General features: G+C 62.3%; 24 protein-coding genes, 2 pseudogenes and 1 riboswitch. Of the genes and pseudogenes, 10 read left to right on the top strand and 16 right to left on the bottom strand.

All coding sequences use genetic code 11. The features are described 5' to 3' along the window. Nucleotides 1-81 precede the first annotated feature (81 nt). The 9 genes and pseudogenes from ACO07C_RS27515 to crcB all read right to left on the bottom strand — a co-directional run bounded on the left by ACO07C_RS27515 (nt 82) and on the right by crcB (nt 9974). Nucleotides 82-2409, bottom strand: a complete 2328-nt coding sequence (locus ACO07C_RS27515; RefSeq protein WP_421917346.1) for a TNT domain-containing protein — start codon at nt 2407-2409, stop codon at nt 82-84. Nucleotides 2410-2729: 320 nt separating this feature from the next. After that, entirely contained in the window at nt 2730-2882 is a 153-nt protein-coding gene (locus ACO07C_RS27510; protein WP_421917345.1) for a hypothetical protein, read from the bottom strand. 626 nt (nt 2883-3508) lie between these two features. Beyond that, entirely contained in the window at nt 3509-3940 is a 432-nt protein-coding gene (locus ACO07C_RS27505) for a hypothetical protein (RefSeq protein ID WP_421917344.1), read from the bottom strand. Nucleotides 3941-4115: 175 nt separating this feature from the next. After that, on the bottom strand, nt 4116-6215 hold the full coding sequence (locus ACO07C_RS27500; RefSeq protein ID WP_421917343.1) for a hypothetical protein: 2100 nt from the start codon (nt 6213-6215) through the stop codon (nt 4116-4118). A 528-nt stretch (nt 6216-6743) separates the two neighbouring features. After that, a pseudogene (locus tag ACO07C_RS27495) lies at nt 6744-7502 on the bottom strand (terminase large subunit domain-containing protein); the annotation flags it as partial. Between the two features lie 248 nt (nt 7503-7750). Continuing rightward, nucleotides 7751-8439: pseudogene (locus tag ACO07C_RS27490) on the bottom strand (terminase large subunit domain-containing protein); the annotation flags it as partial. After that, nucleotides 8390-8746: a hypothetical protein gene (locus ACO07C_RS27485; protein ID WP_421917342.1), complete on the bottom strand. Its 357-nt coding sequence runs from the start codon at nt 8744-8746 to the stop codon at nt 8390-8392. The gene ACO07C_RS27485 and the pseudogene ACO07C_RS27490, both read right to left, overlap by 50 nt. Further along, nucleotides 8739-9143, bottom strand: a complete 405-nt coding sequence (locus tag ACO07C_RS27480; RefSeq protein WP_421917341.1) for a hypothetical protein — start codon at nt 9141-9143, stop codon at nt 8739-8741. Before ACO07C_RS27480 ends, ACO07C_RS27485 begins: the two co-directional genes overlap by 8 nt. A gap of 399 nt (nt 9144-9542) precedes the next feature. Beyond that, entirely contained in the window at nt 9543-9974 is a 432-nt protein-coding gene (crcB, locus tag ACO07C_RS27475; RefSeq protein WP_421917340.1) for a fluoride efflux transporter CrcB, read from the bottom strand. A 68-nt stretch (nt 9975-10042) separates the two neighbouring features. Next, a riboswitch (Fluoride riboswitch) is annotated at nt 10043-10105 on the bottom strand. A 247-nt stretch (nt 10106-10352) separates the two neighbouring features. Here crcB and ACO07C_RS27470 point away from each other — a divergent pair. Next, a complete protein-coding gene (locus ACO07C_RS27470) occupies nt 10353-10622 on the top strand; it encodes a hypothetical protein (RefSeq protein WP_421917339.1) in 270 nt (89 codons plus the stop codon). Between the two features lie 21 nt (nt 10623-10643). Here ACO07C_RS27470 and ACO07C_RS27465 read toward each other — a convergent pair whose 3' ends face one another. Further along, nucleotides 10644-11012, bottom strand: a complete 369-nt coding sequence (locus tag ACO07C_RS27465) for a phospholipid-binding protein (protein WP_421917337.1) — start codon at nt 11010-11012, stop codon at nt 10644-10646. 225 nt (nt 11013-11237) lie between these two features. On the opposite strand from ACO07C_RS27465, the gene ACO07C_RS27460 reads away from it, so the two are divergent. The 4 genes from ACO07C_RS27460 to ACO07C_RS27445 all read left to right on the top strand — a co-directional run bounded on the left by ACO07C_RS27460 (nt 11238) and on the right by ACO07C_RS27445 (nt 13633). Further along, the gene (locus ACO07C_RS27460) at nt 11238-11543 is read left to right on the top strand and encodes a hypothetical protein (protein ID WP_421917336.1); all 306 of its coding nucleotides are present in this window, start codon (nt 11238-11240) and stop codon (nt 11541-11543) included. Between the two features lie 83 nt (nt 11544-11626). After that, nucleotides 11627-12223, top strand: coding sequence for a TMEM175 family protein (locus tag ACO07C_RS27455; protein ID WP_421917334.1), 597 nt, complete (start codon nt 11627-11629; stop codon nt 12221-12223). Nucleotides 12224-12225: 2 nt separating this feature from the next. Continuing rightward, nucleotides 12226-12972 carry a hypothetical protein gene (locus tag ACO07C_RS27450; protein WP_421917333.1) on the top strand — a complete coding sequence of 249 codons (747 nt, stop codon included), beginning with the start codon at nt 12226-12228 and terminating at the stop codon, nt 12970-12972. A 226-nt stretch (nt 12973-13198) separates the two neighbouring features. Continuing rightward, nucleotides 13199-13633 carry a cupin domain-containing protein gene (locus tag ACO07C_RS27445; RefSeq protein WP_421917332.1) on the top strand — a complete coding sequence of 145 codons (435 nt, stop codon included), beginning with the start codon at nt 13199-13201 and terminating at the stop codon, nt 13631-13633. Nucleotides 13634-13994: 361 nt separating this feature from the next. On the opposite strand, the gene ACO07C_RS27440 is transcribed toward ACO07C_RS27445, so the two are convergent. Continuing rightward, nucleotides 13995-14414 (bottom strand): DoxX family protein, encoded by a 420-nt coding sequence (locus ACO07C_RS27440; protein ID WP_421917331.1) that lies wholly within the window; start codon nt 14412-14414, stop codon nt 13995-13997. Nucleotides 14415-14510: 96 nt separating this feature from the next. After that, nucleotides 14511-15323, bottom strand: a complete 813-nt coding sequence (locus ACO07C_RS27435) for a sterol desaturase family protein (RefSeq protein ID WP_421917330.1) — start codon at nt 15321-15323, stop codon at nt 14511-14513. A 289-nt stretch (nt 15324-15612) separates the two neighbouring features. On the opposite strand from ACO07C_RS27435, the gene ACO07C_RS27430 reads away from it, so the two are divergent. From ACO07C_RS27430 to ACO07C_RS27410, 5 genes are all read left to right on the top strand, one after another. After that, nucleotides 15613-15786 (top strand): hypothetical protein, encoded by a 174-nt coding sequence (locus ACO07C_RS27430; RefSeq protein ID WP_421917329.1) that lies wholly within the window; start codon nt 15613-15615, stop codon nt 15784-15786. Between the two features lie 318 nt (nt 15787-16104). Further along, entirely contained in the window at nt 16105-16296 is a 192-nt protein-coding gene (locus ACO07C_RS27425) for a hypothetical protein (RefSeq protein ID WP_421917328.1), read from the top strand. A 602-nt stretch (nt 16297-16898) separates the two neighbouring features. Further along, nucleotides 16899-17078: a DUF3606 domain-containing protein gene (locus ACO07C_RS27420; protein WP_421917327.1), complete on the top strand. Its 180-nt coding sequence runs from the start codon at nt 16899-16901 to the stop codon at nt 17076-17078. A 71-nt stretch (nt 17079-17149) separates the two neighbouring features. After that, the gene (locus ACO07C_RS27415) at nt 17150-17401 is read left to right on the top strand and encodes a DUF982 domain-containing protein (RefSeq protein ID WP_421917326.1); all 252 of its coding nucleotides are present in this window, start codon (nt 17150-17152) and stop codon (nt 17399-17401) included. After that, nucleotides 17401-17646, top strand: a complete 246-nt coding sequence (locus ACO07C_RS27410) for a DUF982 domain-containing protein (protein ID WP_421917325.1) — start codon at nt 17401-17403, stop codon at nt 17644-17646. Before ACO07C_RS27415 ends, ACO07C_RS27410 begins: the two co-directional genes overlap by 1 nt. Before the next feature lie 76 nt (nt 17647-17722). Here the strand turns inward: ACO07C_RS27410 and ACO07C_RS27405 are convergent, their stop codons facing one another. The 4 genes from ACO07C_RS27405 to ACO07C_RS27390 form a co-directional block, all read right to left on the bottom strand. Beyond that, nucleotides 17723-17974 carry a hypothetical protein gene (locus ACO07C_RS27405; protein WP_421917323.1) on the bottom strand — a complete coding sequence of 84 codons (252 nt, stop codon included), beginning with the start codon at nt 17972-17974 and terminating at the stop codon, nt 17723-17725. A 138-nt stretch (nt 17975-18112) separates the two neighbouring features. Further along, a complete protein-coding gene (locus tag ACO07C_RS27400) occupies nt 18113-18394 on the bottom strand; it encodes a hypothetical protein (protein ID WP_421917321.1) in 282 nt (93 codons plus the stop codon). 32 nt (nt 18395-18426) lie between these two features. After that, nucleotides 18427-19398, bottom strand: coding sequence for an SDR family oxidoreductase (locus ACO07C_RS27395; RefSeq protein WP_421917319.1), 972 nt, complete (start codon nt 19396-19398; stop codon nt 18427-18429). Nucleotides 19399-19560: 162 nt separating this feature from the next. Next, a complete protein-coding gene (locus tag ACO07C_RS27390; RefSeq protein ID WP_421917318.1) occupies nt 19561-20091 on the bottom strand; it encodes an MgtC/SapB family protein in 531 nt (176 codons plus the stop codon). Nucleotides 20092-20163 lie beyond the last annotated feature (72 nt).

The raw sequence follows: 20163 nt of genomic DNA, 5'->3' as shown, positions 1-20163 counted from the left end.
AATCATCTTTGGTATCATACAAGCTGTAAGAATGAGACATAATATTCTCGCCATCAATGGCCGAATAAAACTCATCTCTGGTCATTCCGGCAACCTCCTTAGGTATCCCTCTACATCGATCGCATCCCCAATCGAAGTACGGAATTTATACTGCTTACCGCCGCCACCTTGACCAAACCAGGGCGCACTCTTTCCTGACAGAACCTTAACAGGCTTTGCAACCTCGTACACGTTGTATGGCTTGAACTCTACAGTACCAGGAACGAGGCTCCGCATCCAAACAGGAGTACCTTCGGGAGCCGCGAAGGCACCCGTTTCGATCCCGTAGCGATCAATACGGGCTCCGACAGGTAACGTCTCCTCCACAATAGGTCCGAGGAAGCCGTCATTGGGCGGGTAGTAGGAGTATAGGCTGGTGCCGGTCTCCGCTTTCGCTCCTGCGTCAGCAGTCTGACCGGGAGCGACCTTGGAGGTTGGCGTATTTGCGGCCTCCAGACCACCAATGGATCGTTCCGCTTGCCCTGCCGCCCTGGAGCCGAGCCATTCAATCGCTCGCGCTATTCCTTTCCCAGCACCTTCGCCCAAGGCCCAGGTCGCCGCATCAGATCCCTGATGCATCATAAGGTTCTCAACGTCGTTCGCCGGCTTGTAATAGACGTCCTTGTTTCCTGGAGACTCGATGCTGGCTCCGCCAAGTGAAGCAAGGTTGGAGCCCATCCGGTCACTGACCTGGCCCAAAAATATCCCCGCATTCGCAGCCAGCTTGCCAAGCGCTTTGGCCTGCGATGCAAATATGGAACTGGTGGATGGCGGTTGATAACCAGTCTCGGCCGGCATGATCCAACCAAGACCGGCGGTGGCCAATTGCCTACCCACGGCCGCTCGAGCAACAGGGCCGGATGTTTTCCTAAGCAGGGCGATTATTTTCGCGTTCTTTTCCTGCTGATACGTACTAGGACTGTCACGACTGTCCGAAAGCTCTTGAATAATGGACTGCGGCACGAGCTGTAGGTTCTCGATACCCAGTCTTTCCTGCGCGGCAAGAGCCATGATTATCGCTTTGTCGTAAGCTTCCTTGTCATAGCCGTTGGGGTCTTCGAGCCCGCCGCCCACCACAGCTTTCCAGGCCGTAGCGATGGCCGGCATCGACTCCGTGGCCGAACCCCAGGCATCGGTTCGTCTCCCGGCGAGAACTCGCATTGCCGCGACGCCGGTCGCCAGGCGATGCAGATTGTCTTCCTGTGATCCGCCGGACTCCGAAGTGGCATTTAGAAAGGCGACATTGACCGCCTTGTTCGGCATGGTCCTCATGTCGAAGACCTGCCTGTTGACATTGACCTGCCATTCGAGACCCTGCCGACGCCTGTCGCCCTCATCGAGGCCGTAGATAATCCTGTAGGCGTCCTTGCCCGGCATTGGGCCGGAATAAGCGCCTGTGCGTGCGATCTCGCCCGGCGCCTCCGCCTCCGCGCGGCCGATCGCGACGCGCGTCTCGATGTCTTGAGTGAACTTGACCAGCTTTGCCTTTAAGGTCAGAGCTTCCTGTTCCTGCTGCGGAAGATCGTCCCTGAACGCCTGCGCTATGCGCTCATCGGGAGTCTGCGTGCCGACGCGAGCTTCTTTTCCGGGCGCCATCTTTGGGCCATCCGACAAGGAACGGCCCCGCCCGCCATCCTCGGTGGCCTCGCTGCCGGAGGCCGGCGTGCCCACACCAAACATCTCCAATGCACGCTGCGGATCCCTGGCGATCAGCGCCTCGAAGCGCGCCTTGGCGGCAGTGCTGAACCAGTCCTTGGCCTTCTGCTGCCTGATCCCTTGGTCGACCCCCATCTTGTCGATCAGGTCGAGCCCTTCCTGGCGGGCGGCCTCGAAGGTGACGAGGTCGTCAGGATCGGCCTTGCCGATGGCGATGGCGCTGGTCTGCAGCGCCGTGTCGACCTCAGCCTGCTCATAATCGTTGCGGCGCTGGCGCTGCCGTATCGCCATGCGCCGCGCGCCAACCGCGAGCAGCGTGTCCTTTTGGTTGGCGAAAGCGGCGCGCTGACTCTCGGGCATATTCGGCAGCGCCTCGTCGAACATCACGTCGAACAGGCTTGGCTTCACTTTTCCGCTGCGCGGATCGACCTGGGCGGAATACATGGCGTCAAGCAGGCCGGTGCCATCAGGCGCGGCGTTGGCCGCCACCTCGTCTTCCGCCTGCGCGACCCGGCCGTTGAACCGGCGGCGTGCCAGGTCGGCGTCAAACGCCTCCTGCTGCGCTTTCATCTTCTGGTAGTGCGCGGCGACCGCGGAAAGCTGGTCGCCAAAGCCCTGCATGGCAGCGCCGACCGGCGAGCCGTTGGGATATTGAACGGCATTGCCGGTATCGAGCCGGCGCTGGGCAATGGAGAGAGGAATGATGTGGACCATTGGCGGTTTCCTGCTCGCATGACTTTGAAAGGGCGCGCGCCATCGGCGATCACGGCAGGGCCGGATCGCGCGCAGCTGGCCGCCGCGTTTTTGCGGATTTTCAGACTGAGGATTCTGGGGACGCGCCCAGCGTTGACCGGACTTTCGTCATCCCATGGCGGAGCAAGGAGCGAAGCGACGCGCGCAGACCACGGGATCCATGCCGTGACTTTCGAGCGGTGCAGCGGTTCAGAATTCTGATGCGCGGCAATCTTCGGCGATGGCCACGGCATGGATCCCCGGGGCAAGCCCGAGGATGACGAAGTGTTGGGGCCTTGCCCCTACCGAAACGCCCCCAGCGGATCGCTCTGGCCCTTCGCCGGCCTTGCCGCCTTGAACTCCGCCGGATCAACCAACGCCTCGCGCAGCATCATGACGCCGTAGCGCGTCGCCGCCATCAGATCATCGCGCAGTTTTACCACCTGCCCGTCCATGATCGCGTGATCGCCAAGTCCGCCAGAAGAAGTGAGGACTCTGCACTCCTCAGCGAAATGTTTCTGCCACCCTTGGTCTCGAAGGGCCAAGCATTGCTACTGGCCATCGTAAAGCTCGATCACAGCAAATGGTATTCCCAATGATTGCAGCAAATCGAGAACACGCTCTGAGATGACAAGATCATAGTTCGCTGCGATCCCGAAGTCGTCGCGGCCTGCCTTCCCATTCACTTTCAACCAGACGAGGGGTGGAAGTTCCTGCCCAGGTTGATCCTCACGAAACTCTTGGGATATTGTCACTTCGACGCCGCGAAGGTCGCACCTGAAAAGCCCATCTTCTGCAGCGCGCGCTGGGTTTCCTCAGTGACGAGGTAACATGGGAACGTCGTTACGAGCACATCACCGAACCAGCCCTGTACTTCGTAGTGAAGCTTGGTCGCAAGCGGTGGATGAACGCTCGGCTCAAGAACGGTGGTTGCCAAGCCCATCAGCGACGTTTGGCTCTATGTAGAAGAGTCCTGTCGACCCGTCGGTGGCGTGCCCTCGTGTCACTCCGGCAGGTTTGGACCTCAGGGCAGCAATCCATCGTTTCAACGCCCCCCACCAAGAGCCGCCAAGGTCAAGGATCAAGAAACTTCAAAAGGCTCTATCAAGGCATTGGAGATTCCCAACGGCTTGAGTGCATCGAGAACGCGCTCGGAAACGACGAGGCGGTAATCTCTCGCTATTCCAAAATCGTCGCGGCCGGCATTCCCGTTCACTTTCAGCCATACGAACGGCGGAAGCTTCTGGTCCGGCTGCATTTCCTCAAAGAGGTCAGAGGTACTTACTTCGACCGGACCGAGTATCACACCGGAGATACCTATTTCCAATAGCGCGCTTTTTGCTCCTTCGGTGACAATGAAGCACGGAAAACTCTCGAGCAACACGTCGCCAAGCCAACCTTGAAATTCGTAGTGCAGCTTCGTTATGATTGGCGGATGGACACTCACATCCCTCACCGTGTGGTCGCCAAGCCCGCCCGCCACTTCGGGCTCTATGTAGAAATATAGCATCATTTACCTACTGGCGGGTTGAACAAATGGCCAAATCTTCTATCGATTTCAGCGGCTTTATCAAGGAATTGTTGCTTTGTCGGATTGGCGAATTCTCTATAAAATTGATTCCAAGCCAACCTAATATCTCGAAGATGCAAGGTTGCATTTAGATCTTTCGGAATTCCTACCAGATTTTCTAGAGAATGCATGAATTTTCGTCAAAAAGACCTGGAAATTTTTTAAGGACATCCTGTTCTATTCTGTGATGTATGAAAACTTTTCCTATTAGCTCTGGATATTTTTCAAAGAAGACCCTTTGATATTTCTTTGAAAAAACCCTTCCAAGGTCTATCGCCAGACTTTCGGCGACAGGAGCCTCTTTAGCAAGGCCAGTACCCAACCACCGAAGACCTGCGGCTCCCCCGGCAGTTACCCCAGAGGCAGAACCAACCGGCAGTTGACTAAGTGCATCCAACGGATCGTCGCGCAGATCCCGGAGAAACAGCCCGATGTCGTGCGGGATGCGGCCTAGTGCCTCGAAACTCTCGCTGAGATAATCGCCGAAGTCCTCCGCTGCTTCACGGAATGCCGACCGGGGCTCGCCAGGGTCCGCTGACGGAGGCCGGCTTTGCCCTGTCGCATTTGTGATGATTGGGTCGACTTGGGGTGGTTGAGGAAGGCGGGCTTGGTCCAACTGCTGAGATAGGGCCTCGCGAGCAGCCGGATCGGGCGCTGCCGCCAGAAGATCACGCAGGGTGATGTCCTTCTCAGCCTGCGGACCGTCTTCGTCGCTAAAGGCGTCGGCAAGATCCTGAACAATGGCCCTCGGTAAGGGTTGGAGGATCTCGACCCCCAGTTGCTTCTGGGCTGCAACAGAGGCGGCGATGGCCCATTTGTACGCCTCCGGATCGCTGATCCTGGACTTGCTGTCTGGATCCGTTGCCGCCCTCCAGGCGGCGTCAACATTGGGGAAGACCGCACGAACATAACCAGCAGGGTCTTCCCGCCTCATGCTCAGAGTCTTGAGGGCAGCAGCAGCGGTAGTCTGATAGCGTGTCTGTTCCTCCGTGGAACTGCCCGGCGCAGGCTCTGCATCGCGTAGCGCTGCGTGGATCGCCTGATTGGGCATGGTCTGCATGCCGAAGGCCTGACGGCCGACATCGATCTTTTGGGCAAAGTCCCGGTACTGTTTCTCGCCCTCTTGAGTGCCGTAAACGGCGGCGAAGTCCGCAGGGCTAGGTACAGTGCCGGAATAACTGCCTGTTTTGGCGATTGCGTCCGGGGCGTTCTGCGAAGCGAGGGCGATGTTGGTGCGCGCCACGATCAGTTGGGCCGTATTCGCCGCGTGTGCCTGGTTGATCAGTCGCTGAATGTCATCTGGAGACAGGTCGGCGAGATGGTCGGTCGCTGGCTTGATCGCCATTGGGTCGGGCGCCAGATCGCTGTCCCCAAACGCCTGCTCCACTCGCTCGTCAGGCGTCAGCCTGCCGACGCGATCGCCTTTCGCTGCCACCTCATCCGAACTGCCCGAAACGGGGATCCACTCCATGGGCTGAACGTCGGCGGCATCGCTGCTGACAGCCGGTGTCCCGACACCAGCCATCTCCAGCGCTCGCTTGGGATCCTTGGCGATCAGCGCCTCGAAGCGCGCCTTGGCGGCGGTGCTGAACCAGTCCTTGGCCTTCTGCTGCCTGATCCCTTGGTCGACACCCATCTTGTCGATCAGGTCGAGCCCTTCCTGGCGGGCGGCCTCGAAGGTGACGTGGTCGTCGGGATCGGCGTTGCCGATGGCGATGGCGCTGGTCTGCAGCGCCGTGTCGACCTGCGCCTGCTCATAATCCCTGCGCCGCTGAAGCTGCCGCTGCGCCATGCGCAGCGCGCCGGCCGCGTACAGCGCATCCTTCTGGTTGGCAAAAGCGGCGCGCTGGCTCTGAGGAATGTTCGGCAGCGCCTCGTCGAACATCATGTCGAACAGGCTGGGCTTCACCACTTTTCCGCTGCGCGGATCGACCTGGGCGGAATACATGGCGTCATGCAGGCCGGCACCGTCGGCCGGCGCGTTCGCCGCCACCTCGTCTTCCGCCTGCGCCACCCGGCCGTTGAACCGGCGGCGCGCCAGGTCGGCGTCGAACGCCTCCTGCTGGTCCTTCATTTGCTGGTAGCGCTCGGCGACAGCGGAAAGCTGGTCGCCAAAACCCTGCATGGCGCCGCCGACCGGCGATCCCTGCGGATATGGCGGCGCATTGCCGGTATCGAGCCGGCGCTGGGCAATGGAGAGAGGAATGATGTGGACCATTGGCGGCTTCCTGCTCGAATGACTTTGAAAGGGCGCGCGCCATCGGCGATCACGGCAGGGCCGGATCGCGCGCAGCTGGCCGCCGCATTCGAAAGATCATGATGAAATCGGGTTGCGTGCCCCACGGCCGGAAGCAACTCGCCCGCGGCAACTTGACACCGCGCAGCCAACGCGCTGGCGCCGGCGCGGGAACGACGCCGGGCGAATACAGCTCTTTCGGAAGTATTGAACCTGTATTAGAATAACAATCAGAAGCGGGGGAACTTCCTATTGTTGTTTAAACGATTGCTGACTGCGATTCGCCTAGCATGGAGTGCAAAGCTGATAAGCCGGATTGAGATGGAGAACTATCGCTGCACGATGACATTCAAGATTTGGGAAAAAGAGGACGGCGAAAGGGCCGTCTACTTGGAGGGTTATCGAAACGGTGAAAGCAACAGTTATCCCTTCTCTCCACAGGAATTCGATCGCTTCATGGAAGCGGCCACCGCAACTCAAAAGGCACTTCACGAACCGGGCAAGAGGTAACTACCGAAACGCCCCCAGCGGATCGCTCTGCCCCGCCGGCCGTCTTGCCGCCTTGAACTCCGAGGGATCGATCACCGCCTCCCTCAGCATCATCACGCCGTAGCGTGTCGCCGCCATCAGATCGTCGCGCAGCTTCACCACCTGGCCGTCCTTGCGGTGGTAGAGCCGGAACTCCTCGAACCAGTCGGTCAGCGTCGAAAAAACCTTGAAGCGGCCGGACTGCATGCGGTCCAGAATTTCCATCAGCCCGGCCTCGACCGAGACGGAGCCGTCGGCGAACCGGGCATGGCCGGACAGCATGTTCAGCCCATGCGCCTGATACTGCCGGGCGAGCGCCACGCCCGCCCCCTCCAGCGTTTCGCGGCGGCCGTCGCGCGGCCATGCCCAGGGCAGCCATTCGCCCCAAGGCTTCAGCGTCAGCGCCTGCATGGCCGGTGTCTGCTGCGAAGCGCGGATGGCTTTCGAGACATAGACGACATCAGCCTCCGTATCCCAGGCGAGTTCGACGGCCGCCGACGGATGGTCCCAGCCGAAGTCGAGCGCCCCGATGCGCGGCCAATAGCGCGGCAGCCGGAACGGCTCGCGGACGATCAGCTCCTCGGCCACCGGAAAGATGCGGCCCGAACCCAGCACCGGAATGCCCGCTGCCCGCGCCTCGCGCTCATGCGCGGGATAGGCGGCCACGATCGCCGCGCGCTCCCGCGGCGTATAATGCTCGGCATCGTCGATGGTCATGAAGGTGACGTGGCGGGACATAGACGGCTTCCTGAATCATGTTGAGAGGTGCCGGTGGGATCGTATTGTTCTGGCGCGATTTTCCGGCCTGACGCGGCGGCTATGCCTTCTCCCCTTGTGGGAGGAGGTGGATCAGCGCGCAGCGCCGAGACGGTTGAGGGGTGCTGGACTGAGCATCGGCGGCGCAAAGCTGGAGTCCCTCTCATCCGACCGAGCTTCACTCGGCCACCTTCTCCCACAGGGGGAGAGGAAGAAACGTCGCGCATTGAGCCGTCCGTCACCCCTTCCCCATCCCCTCCACCTCACCCGCCGACAAGAACAACAGCACCACATCGCTCATCCCGAGCAGCGGCGTGAAGGTCACGATGGTGATGCCGCCGGTCGCGTTGGTGCGGGTCAGGCCTTCGGAATAGATGTCCAGCGGCGGCTCCTCGTCGAACCACACGCCGTGCAGTGTTTCGCCCTGCCACTTCTCTCGGCCCTTTTCATAGCTCTTGAACGACAGCACACTCTCGCCGGCCTGCACGTCGCCGCCGCCGCCATGGCGCACCACGACGCTGTCCAGCGCGCCCGGCGCGCCACGCCCCATGATGGTGTTGACGATGGCGTCGCCGGGGATCATGCCCGTGCCCCAGGCCGCCTGCCGCTGCGGCGGGCCCATCAGCACGCGCTGCGGGTTGTCGCGCGTGCCCTCGCCCGTCACGCCGGCGGCCCACAGCCGCACGGCGCCGTCGAAGACCTTGCCTTGCCACCAGTCCGGATAGCGGCCGGTCAGGTGCATGGCCCATTCCGCCCCGCCGGCCCTGGTCTTGCCCAGCTGGTTGCCGGCCATGAACAGGCGTTCGCGGTTGACGGCGCCCGCCGCGTGGAACTCGGCCTGGCGCCGATACGGCCTGTAAACAGCCAGGAGATTACCGCGCCGCCTGCGGTCCAGTTCCGCCAGCAGCGCCAGATATTCCATCCTCGCCGAGAAGGAAGGGCCGGACGACGGCTTCGAGCGCCCGGATGCGGATGCGGATTTCGTCATCGCTCAGCGCGTCCAGTTGGTTGATGGTGACATTGAGATCCTTGGGCAGCACCGAAAGCACGATCTTGAGATACTGGTCGGGCTTGTCCGCCCGCACCTCTGCGATCACGCCGGCGCCGTGCGCCTTGAAGTCCGCCCGAACCGCCTCGAGGAAATCGTCGCCCAGCGTCTGCTTCGCCCGCTTGGGCCGGGCTTTCGCGGATGGCCTTCGGGAGCCGCCGATATCGCCGGCGTCAGCCATGGGCGGGGCCTTCGGCGGCTCCGGGTTCAACGATCCGGGCCCGCCCTGCCTTCTTGCCCTTGCCGGGCTTCTTGCGCTTGGGCCTGGCCTTGCGCGCCGCCCTCTTCGGCCCTTGCGCGGGTGCGGCAAAGGGCACGATGTCCGGCTTCGCCTCGGTCCTGTTCAGCAAGGCAAGACCAATCGCAAGGCCCTCAACGCCGGCCGAGCCCGACGGAAAACCGAACCCGCCGGCGGCATCGACCGCCCCGCCCCGCACCATCCCGATCAGCACGCCCGCGCCCACCGCCTCGACGCGCCCGGCCGAAACGTCGGGAGCCGCGCCCGCGAACAGGCCAATGGCACTGACGACCTCGCGGCCGTCATCGCCGGTGATGATGGTGGCATAGCGTGTGGACATGGGATGTCTCGGATTTGGTGTGGAAGATCGTTGGCGTGGATCTGAACGAGGAAGCATTACTTCGCGGCCCCTCTGTCCTGCCGGACATTTCCCCCACTTGTGTGGGGAGATCGGCAGCCTCAACGTCCCGCCATGCTTGCAACGTTGGCGATTGGCGAAAGCCGTGGTTACAGCCAATCTCCCTCCTTGTGAGGGAGATGTCCGGCAGGACAGAGGGGGGCGTCGTGGAGCGCCGGCATTCAATGTCGGCGTTCGTCTTGTGGGACCGCCGAAAACAAACCCACCTCGGCGGCGGGTCATAGGCGCAAATCAGCACCATGGACGAATATGTAGCACAGCTGCCCTCAGCCGGTCTACGGGTTTTAAGAAACAATTCCTAAACGTCTCGCAACCATGAGCCTACCCCTCCTCCTCGATCACACTCTGCGCGATCTGCGTTGCGCCGCCATTGATCCGCGCCGCGATGGCATGCCCGAGCGCCACGGCGCCCACGCACAGCACCACCGACAGGCCGATGTTCAGCACCGCCCGGCCAAGCCCACCCGCCCGCATCAGGTCGAGCGTCTGCAGGCTGAACGACGAGAAGGTCGTGTAGCCGCCGCATAGGCCGATCATCACGAACAGGCGCAGGCTTTCGGACGCCGGATAGCGCCCGCCGGCCAAGGTCAGCGTGCCGAAGAAGCCGATCAGCAGCGAGCCGCTGATGTTGATGATGATCGTGCCCCAGGGCAATTGGCTGCTCACCGGCAGTGCCCATGTGGAAACGAGATAGCGCGCCAGCGTGCCCAGCGCACCACCGACCATGACGACAAGGCAATTCGTGAAAGACATGCTCGATCCTCTCTGAGGCGAGCACGAAGCCCGCCATTGCGGCGGGATCGACAGACTCCCACCGCGGTTTCGCGGCAGGAGTCATCAGCCATTATCGGCGGTTTCGGGAGAACTCCATTCCCATCAAATTCAGGATGCCAGACATAGACCTGCTCGACAAGCCGGCGGTTTGGCGGCTGAAAACAAAAAACCCGCCTGGCGGCGGGTCTGGAAGGTCACGGCGCAAATCAGCACCGTACTTGGGACGATAGCATATCTGCCCTCACCCGACAAGCATTGCCGCCCGAGGACCGGCATCGTCGCCGCAACCTTGCACGGGCTGGTCTTTAGCCGGCACTTGTGGGATCATCATGTTCCGCGGCCTTGTGGGAGAGGACGATGGACAGACCAGCCATGGCATCCGTGTTCAGGATGCGGAATGCGCCGGCCACGGTTTCCGGCATCCGCAGCCTTGGCCAGGGTCAGGCTGATCCCGTGTTCCGCCCACGCTCGCTCGGCGAGGCCATACAGATCGTCGCTTCCGCCTACCCCCATTACGACATCAGCGCCGCCGTCATTGCCTATGGCGATCCGTCCACCCCGCGCCTCGGCAGCCTGGAGGCGAAGATGCTTTGGCGCGAGTATGGCGAACGCTGGCGCGAGGCGTAGACCCTTTCCTGTCTGGCGCCGTTACGGAAACCGTCTTCGCGCCTTGGCCGTGGCGAGCGCCTTGCCGCCGGCATCGAGCGCCCGCACCGAGATCTCATAGGTGTGCGGCCTCGGCGGGCATGGTCCGCGATAGCTGAAGGCTCCATAGGGCAAGGTCTTCTGGCCGCCGAAGGCCAGCGTGCCGCCGCCATGTTTGAAGCCGGGCGCATCGAGATCGACCATGTTGAAGGCCAGTGTCTTCGTGCCGGCGGGAACGCCCGAGAGCGTGATCGGCGGCGATTTCGCATCGAAGCACTTGGCCGTAGGCCCCCATTCGAAGGTCATGCCCATGTCGGCGGAGGCAGCCGTGGTCATCGCCAGGGCAAAACCAAGGGCCAGGTAAAGGCGCAAGACAACCTCCCTGCTTCGAAACCAGATCGCCATCATAGCCGCTTTTCGCGGGCAAGGCATCGCGGCCGCGCCGGAACGGCCAGACGCACATGAAAACAAGCCTTTAGGCACATTGCATGAATCAGTTCATGGGCGGCGCGTCTTGCCGGTCTTCGGCATTTGCAGGCCGCCGTCCGGATCGGAACCGGGCTTCGCGCGTTTGGGACCATCAATGGGAGCAAAGCCATGAACGTCGCCAATCTGCAAATCGAAGGCCTGCTGATGGCCATCGCCGCCATCAACCACGCGCTTGTTCGCAAGGGGGTGCTCTCGGCCGAGGAGATCGACGTCGCCTTGCGCAAGGCCGAGGCCAGCGAGACCGGCGAGGAACGGTCCGGGGGCATGTCGTCGTCGAGCCGCGACGCCGTCAATTTTCCGATCCGGCTGCTGGAACTGGCCAACCAGTGCCAGCCGGAAGCCGACATTCCCTCATTTTCGAAACTGGCGCGAATGGTCGGGCAGATGAAGGAAGCCTACAACGACCAGGTGTAAGCGAAAGCCCGCCCTGCCCTGGTCGCTCGATCTGGGATTGTCGCGTCTATCCAGGTTTATACGCCTTCGCGTATAAGCAGAGGATGACGGCAACATCCTACCTGCCCCGCAATCGCCTGGATGCGCTCGTCGATGGCATTATCGCCATCACCATGACGCTGCTCGTCTTCGGGCTGAAGCTGCCCGACGATATCCATGGCGATCTGTTCGGTGCGCTCGGCACGCTGCGGCCGAAGATCGTCTCATGGGTGGTGAGCTTCCTCATCCTGGCGCTCTGCTGGCAGCGCCACGTCAGGGACTTCCGACACGTCGGTCATATCGACGGGCGGCTGTTCAGGCTTGTCGTGCTCTGGTTGCTGGTGACCAGCGTCGTGCCCTTCACCACCTCGCTGATCGGCGAGCATGACGAGCTGCCGCAGTCGCACATCATCTACGCCGTCAACATCGTCGCCATCCAGCTGGTTGCCGTGTTGCGCAACCTGCACCTGAAGGCGCACCCGGCGCTGTTTACCGACGGCACGGCCGAGGGCCACGACACCGGCTGGCGGGCGGCATTGATCATCGGCGTCAGCGCGCTGGCCAGCGTCGCCATCGCCTTCGTGCGCCCCACCGATGCCTCGCTCGCCTACTTGCTGATCTGGCCGCTCAGCCTGCTCGCCAATTGGCTAAGGCCGCAATAGCGATGCAGCCCGACGCCGAGCTTCAGCGCCTGATTGACGAATGCTATGCGGCGTTTTCAGACTATCCACGGCCGAGGACCCTGCACGCCTCGCCGCTCCGCGATCCCGCCGAAATCCTGAAGACATTGACCTCGGCGCCTTTGCGCCAACTCACTGGCGAGCAGATCGGACCTTACGCCGGCTATGCGCTGACCACGGTTGGCGATGTCTTCGACTATAAGCATTTCCTGCCACGCATCCTCGAAGAGGCGGTGCACGAGCCGTTCTGGGTTGGCACCAACCCGCCGGTTATCGCCGGCAAGCTCAGGAGGGCAGAATGGCTACAATGGCCGGCACACGAACAGGCAGCCATCCGCGCACTGTTTACCGGAGCGTGTGCGCAAGCAGTCGAGGAGCATCCTGATGACGCGGACTGCGCTAATTGGATTTGCGCCATGGCCATGCTCGCATTGGATCTGACGGCCATTATGGAAGCATGGCTTATCGCGTCATCTGCAAATGCCACCGTGCAACTGGCCTATTTCGTATCAAGCACATCGGGGTTTTTGTTCGCGACCGACGTCTTCGAGAGTGCTTATTGGGGCAACCTTGACGAGGACCAAATCTATTGGATGCGACAATGGGTGCTCAGCGAGCCTGTATATCGGGTATTGTTGACGACACAGCGACAGCTCAATCCTTCCAGAGACGAGAATGTCGACAAAGCCCTTGAGTTTTTAGCCTCCTTGAAGTCGCCGAGGCTACATTAGGGCCGCTATTTCGGTACGGCCGGCGTGCTGAGTTCGACGAACGGCACGGGCGAGCCGGGGATCATCGATTGCTTCACTTTTATGGATTGTGGATTGGCAAAGGTGAATTCACCAACGCCGCGTCCGGCCGGACGTTTTCCGAACACAGATAGCGCTTGGCCTTTTTCCACGGTGGGATGATGATGCCCTTGCCTGGCGCGGCGTGCGCCGGCCGAGGGAGCGGAAGATGGCGATCGAAACGATACGCATGGGCGGGCTGGAACTGCGGTTCCTGCAGTCCAGGGAGACCACCGGCGGCAGCATCGACATGTTCGAGATGACGGCGCAGCCCAACGCCCGCATGCCGGTCCCCCATTATCACGACAGCTGGGACGAGGCCGTCTATGGGCTGGACGGCACCATCAATTTTCACATCGACGGTCAGGACGTCGCCATCGGCCCCGGACAATCCGCCTTCATCAGGCGCGGCGTGGTGCATGGCTTCACCAACAGGACGCAAGCGCCGGCGACATGCCTCTGCGTACTGACGCCGGGTGCGCTGGGACCCGGCTACTTCCGTGAGATCGCGGCACTCCTTGGCGCCGGCGCGCCCGATCCGGCGAAGATGAAGGAAGTCATGCTGCGCTATGGCCTGATCCCCGTCGCGCCGCAACCGGGCTGACGCGAGGAGGCAGCCAGGGCGACTGCATCAGGGCGTATAACCAAGCATCGTCATCGCCGACAATCCGGCAACAAGGCCAATGGCGATGACCACCCCGAAATACCGCTCCAGGAGACTGGACGGCTTTTCCCAGCTATGTCGCATTTTGAAAACTCCCGCCCCACCAAACTGGGGCGAAACAAGGCTACGTCAAGGGCCAGCGCCCGCGGGCCGGCATGTCGCGATCTGGATCTGTGCGCTTTTCGCACGCCCGGCTCACACCCCGAGCCATGAAGGCCGCCAAATCGCAGGCCTGCCGATAACCGGCGACCACCATGACGACGCGGCGGTCGCGAGCCACATCGTCAGCGCATGGCCGGGGTCAGGACCTGGCGGGATTCAGCGTCAGTACCCGGCCCGGCCCATTGGCGGCGGCAAACAGCAGTCCGGCCAGGAACGTAAAATGGTCGACGAAAAAGCCGAACTCGTCCTGGTTGGCGGCCCAGTGTCCCGGCCCATGGAAGGAAAAGCCAAGGAACAGCACGTAGACGGCGGCGGCGAGGGCAGCCTGCGAAAAGAAGGCGCCGGTCAGGAAGCAGATCACCAGGGCGCATTCGAGCAGCGCCGCGCACCAGGCCAGGAACAGCGGAACGGGAAAGCCAGCCGCGGCGATGTAGCCGGCGGTCGCTCCCATGCCCAGGAACTTGAACGTCACGGCCATCAGGAAGACGGCGGCGAAGATCAGGCGGCCAATGAGAATGGCTGTTGTCTTGAGCGGCGATGGAACGGCTTGCGATAACATGACTTGGTCCTTCAGGGCGCGGGTTTCCACCCAAGGACGACGAAGGGTTGCCGCTTCCGACAGGCCCGCGAAACTTTTTGCCGGATGCCGTTTGGCTCAGCTGTCCTTCGGCGATTCGGCGGCCAGCCGTGGCTGCGCCAGTGCCGCGGCGTTGGCCACGAACGGATAGGCCAGCTGCTGGTGGTAGAGGTGGGGAACAGGGTCGTCGACGCCGTATTTGTCCGGCATCCGGTCGGGCATGAACAGCGTGCCGCCCAGCATGTCGAGGAAGGGCAGCTGCCCGGCGAAGTTCTTGTCATAGGCCTCGCGCTGGTTGGCATGATGCCAGTGATGGAACTGCGGCGAGGCAAGCAGCCATTTCAGCGGCCCGAACCTGATGCGCGTGTTGGAATGGATGAGCAGCGATTGCCACTGATAGATAAGCGTGAAGATCAGGATCGCCGAGCTGGAAAAGCCAAGCGCGAACAGCGGCAGGAACGAGGCCGATTTGGTCAGGATCTGGTCGACGGGGTGCACCCGGTGCGCCGCCAGCCAGTCCATCTCCTCGATCGAATGGTGGATGGAATGGAAGCGCCACAGGAACGGCACGGCGTGAAACGCGCGATGCGCCAGGTAGAAACCGGTGTCGGCGATCACCAGCACCTCGATCGCCTGCAGCCAGACCGGCTGCGACTGGACAGCGGCCGTCACGCTGTCCGGAACGACCCGGTGGACGGCCAGCATGGCGAAGCCGATGACCAGCAGCAGGCCGAGCTTGATGAGGATGCCGTTGAAGGCCAGGTAGACGAGGTCGTTGAGCCAGTGGCGCCGCGCCGGCGACTGCTCGGCATGGAGCGGCAGCAGCCGCTCCAGCGGCAGGAAGATCAGCGCGATGATCAGGATCGCCTTGAGATCGATAAGATTGGACACCCTGCACTCACTGTCTGACGCGGGCCGCGCACGCCGCCGCCGCGGCCGTTACGGCCGTGGCATGCGAAAAAGCCAGACTAGCCGCGCAGGATGAACGGATCGTTGACATGCGTCGGCGGCGATCGTCCTTGAGCCGGATCGCCATCTGCCCTATAGGCCGCGCGCGGGCTGTTGCACCGGCACGAGAACCGGACCCGGTTTCGGCAGGCGCGGTGCATGATTCAAGGGACTTGGGACAGGTTGCGCTTCCGCTTGAACGCGCAAGGATGTTCCAGGAAGGAATGGGGACATGGAACAAAAACTGCAGTCATTGCTGGCACGCCTGAAGGCCGAACAACGCCAGCTCCTCTACGCGGCGGCCGAGATGGAGACCATGCCGAGCGCAAGCACATTGCAGATGGTCGCACGGCTGGAGCTCAACATCGCCGCGATCGAGAACACCCTGGCTGACGACCAACGCTGAGGAGCCTTGCCCGGAAGATCCTGCCGGCGCTTCCGGCGGATTGGCGCGCGCCGGCCCATGCATCGCCGCTGGCCTGCCCTCCAGCCGGATGGAACGTTATATGTCCGCGCGACCGTGGCCCGGATTGAAGCCGTTGGCCGCACGGACCTTGGTGCGGACCGGCTGACATCCCTGTGACGTGTTCGCCAGCCGGCCGACGGAGCGGGTGGCAAAAAAGCCTCCAAGCCGTTGAATCCATGCGGCCGGGCCGCGGAAATCGATTCCGATTCACCTGCCGGTGTTATAGATTCGCGCTCAGTGACGGAGGGGATATCGGACATGGCCAAGGCACTCACCATCAGTGCGCCGCAACACCAGGCAATGCACGCCGCCTATGAAAAGGAATGCAGGGAGGTGATCGCCCCTCACCTTGAAGCATTGCTCGAAAAGGTCGAAGCCGCCGGCTGGGACCGCAGGCAGGCCGCCTCGGCAATCATGTATCTGTCGGCCATGCACCTGAAGCCGGCCTGAAGCCGGCAAGGCTTCATCTCGGAACCGGAACAAGATGGTCTCGCATGTCCGCGATGGCCTCTGGCTCCGGCATGACGCGCGACCCGCACAAAATCGTGAAACTTGTCTGTAACGAGTTCCGTGCTAATTTAAGCGCGGGCTTAAATGCCGTGGCAGGCATGTTTCGAGTGGGGCGTATGTCGGGCGTTAGTGCGAAGTACGGAGCGCGGTCGTATCTGGTCCGGTCGGAGATGCCGGAATGCCATGGCTGCGGCGGCGCGGGCCAGGTCTTCCATTGTAGCCGCTGGGACAACTCCAACGGCCATTGCTGTCCGGCAGGGACGCATCAGCGCGGCTGCCCCGGGCAGAGCGCCCCCTGCACGGTCTGCCGGGAAAGCCGGGAGGCCGGCGCGGGGCTGGCACTGCAGGCCGACCAGACGCCCTCCTGATCGCGCCGGTCGCCCGAAATCGCTGGAGGTAACCGGGCGATGGAACCTTGCCGTTGTTTACCGCGCCTGCCATCCCCATCTTTGGCTTGAACAGGCCGGGCCGCCCGCGAACCGTCGCGGAAATCCAGCAGCAGCGAGAAATCCGCTCCCCGGCAACAGATGTGAGGATCCCACATGACGGACGACAAATCGAAGACCAAGGAAGACCGCAAGCTGGTCGCTAGCGAAGAGCCCTATGAGGTCGCTGCATTCGCCAAGAAATACGGCATCCCGCCCAGCGAAGCCAAGACCATCATCAAGCGCTACGGGCCGTCGCGCAAGAAGCTCGACTCCTACATGGCGGCACGGAACTAAAACCGTTCGGGGGCAAGGAACCTCGGACAATGAGTGACGTTATCCGGCGTTCCAAGCGACGGAGAACCAAGTTGAACGACAAGTTCTTCCCCCACCCTGTCAGGTTGAAATTCGGCCCGGCACGGGAGCGTGTGGTGCGCAGCGCCTGGGAAGGCCTCGAATGCCTGGGCGACTGGCCGACACATGAAGGCCGGCGCTACCGGGCAGCGATGCGTTGCTGCCGCGATGCGCTCGACGGCTGGACGCCGCCCGCGAAGGCGATGAAGGCCATTATCGACGCGGCGCGCGAAGCGGAACTCCTGTCCCATGGCGGGAGATCCTGATGGTCGACCCGCGCCTGGCCGCACCGATACGGATCAAGCCGCATGGTTCGGACACCATCCGCACTGTGTCGACGCTCAAGGACGCGAGCGAGATCCTGATCGATTGGCCGCATGCCAAGCGCGGCCCGTTCTATCAGGCCGCGCGCGAAACGGTCGAAGCCGCGATGAATGGTAACGGGAGTGCTTCTCAAGCACAGGAAGCCTTTGGCGCCCTGTGCGACCATGCGGGCGTGGTCGCTGAATAGGGCTATCGTTTCTATCGGCGGGCCGTTGGCTTGAAACCGACCCATCCATTGGTACGGGGTGTTCAGCCCAACGCGCTTAAGGCGCCGCTCCAGCCTCGACGATCGGATGCGAAGAATCAAATCCAAGGCTCTTGGGCGCCATCAACATCAAGGCGATCACGATGGCGATCGAGGCGAGAAACGTGGCGGTACTGGCAATATCTCTCACGATGATATCCTTTGCAATTCTATGATCGTGACAGAAACGCTCGTCGGGAAGCGAAGTTCCGCTCGAAACGGCAAGTGTTTTATGCGCACCAGACGTGCCTGTTCTCTTCGCGCCAGACATGCCGTTCTGCCGCTTGACACACCATTCGTGAGGCCCCGCGAAATCCGAACAAAGCACGTGGCTGCTCCAGCCGCCCCCGCCTCCGGAGCTTCTTTGGCGGCAGGCTCGCCAGGCATGGAGATATGGCAAACGGCTGGGCTATTGCTTCGGCGGCTGGGCCGGCACTTCGCCCGGCTTGATCACCGGCGTGTTGCCCTGGGCCGGAGGGGGCGTCGTCATGCCCTGGTCGCCGGTTACCGGCGGCTTCAGCACACCGCCGCAATTGTCCAGCGTCTCGCTCAGCGTCTTGTCAGCCGGCTTTTGCTTGCCATCCGTCGACGCACGGCATTTGTCGCTGGTCGGGTTTTCGTTCAGCTGTGTTTGCGCCGCGGCGGGCGCCGCGAGCATCATGGTTATGGGCAGCATGAGAAGCACTCTCATCCTCGCCTCCTTCTTCTCGTAGGGGAGCAGCTTCAATAGCCGCCGATGACCGGCAGGATTTCGCCGGTGATGTAGCTGGAGCACTGCGGCGAAGCCAGGAACACATAGGCCGGCGCGATCTCTTCCGGTTGCGCCGGTCGCTTCATCGGCACCTCGGCGCCGAATTGCGAGACGTCCTTCGCCTGCTTTTCGGATGGATTGAGGGGCGTCCAAACCGGCCCCGGCGCCACCGCGTTGACGCGGATACCCTTGCCGATGAGATTTCCCGACAGTGCCCGCGTGAAGGCATGGATCCCGCCCTTGGTCATCGAATAGTCGATCAGCTCTTTCGAGCCGTCGATGCCGGTGATCGACCCGGTGTTCACGATCGCGGAGCCAGGCTCCATATGCGCGACCGCTGCCTGCGCCATATGGAAGTAACCGTAGAGATTGGTCTTCAGCGTGGTGTCGAAATGCTCCTCGGTCAGGTCGGCGAAATCCGTCGAATGCACCTGGAAGGCCGCATTGTTGACCAGCACGTCCAGGCGGCCGAACCGTTTGACCGTGGCCTCGACGGCCTTGCGGCAGAAGGCGCGCTTGCCGACATCTCCACGCAAGGCCAGGAAGCGTCGGCCCTCGGCCTCGACAGCCCGCCCGGTCGTTTCCGCGTCCTTGTCCTCCGACAGGTAGACGACAGCGACATCCGCGCCTTCGCGCGCGAAAAGCACCGCCACCGCCCGGCCGATGCCGGAATCGCCGCCGGTAATCAGCGCCACCTTGCCGTCGAGCTTTCCCGATCCCGTCCAGAAGGGCGCGTCATAGAGCGGCGCCGGCCTGATCTCGGACTCGTGGCCGGGCTTGCGATGATGCTGTTTCGGGAATGGCGGCTCCGGATATTCGCGCGCGCCCGCCTGCATGGCGCCCTTGGACTTGGATTTCGGCGCGGCGCGATCGTCCGCATCGACCTTGCGCTGCACGCGTCGCTGCCTTTGCGTCGCCTTCGACGTATTGGACTTGGTCAGCATGGGCATCTCCTTCGGTTACGAAGGGCTAACGTCCATGTTGCAAAAAGGTTGGCCCGAAAAAGCCGACGCTGTCCGCACTGGCCAAGCAGTTGTGGACATGACGGCCGTCAGAGGCGCCCTTCGCGAAACGGCGCCCCTCGCGCGGCATCGCGTCAGGCCGCTCTAAGCCCGGCGTTTCGCTGTGGCGGCGCGGGGCGATTTCGCTTGTGTTTTCTCTGGCTCGTCGGTCGTGGGGATCTGAAATCGTGCCAGTAGGCCCGAGACGATCAGCACCAGCAGCGTGCCGAACCCCGCCACCTGCCACAGGCCGAGCCCGCATGCGAGGCCGATACCGCCGGCAAGCCACATGCCGGCGCCCGTTGTCAGGCCGCGCACCTCTCCCCTGGAAAAGATGATCGAGCCGGCGGCGAGGAAGGCAACGCCGGCGGTGACCGCCTCGACGACGCGGATCGGATCCACCTTGACCGAGTCCATGGCGAACATCGGCGCATGGATAATCTCAATGGTGAGGATACCGAATGTCGCCGCCGCGACGCAGACCAGAACATGGGTGCGCAGTCCGGCAGGACGATTGCGCCACTCACGCTCGAAGCCGATGACGGTACCGAAAATCGTCGCCAGCAGCAGCCGAGCCGCTATCACCGGGAACGATGTGTAAGTGGGATGGCCGAATTCCTCGACGAGTTGTTCCATGATTTCTCTCTGAACGACTGGTGCCCATAACGTGGCCGCCGGGTGCGGGTTCCTTCTATCGGCGCAAACGTC

It is taken from the genome of Mesorhizobium sp. (genome assembly GCF_965229135.1).
Lineage (GTDB): Bacteria > Pseudomonadota > Alphaproteobacteria > Rhizobiales > Rhizobiaceae > Mesorhizobium.
Note: the sequence above shows the minus strand (reverse complement) of the source record. Positions and strands in the feature narration are given on the sequence as shown.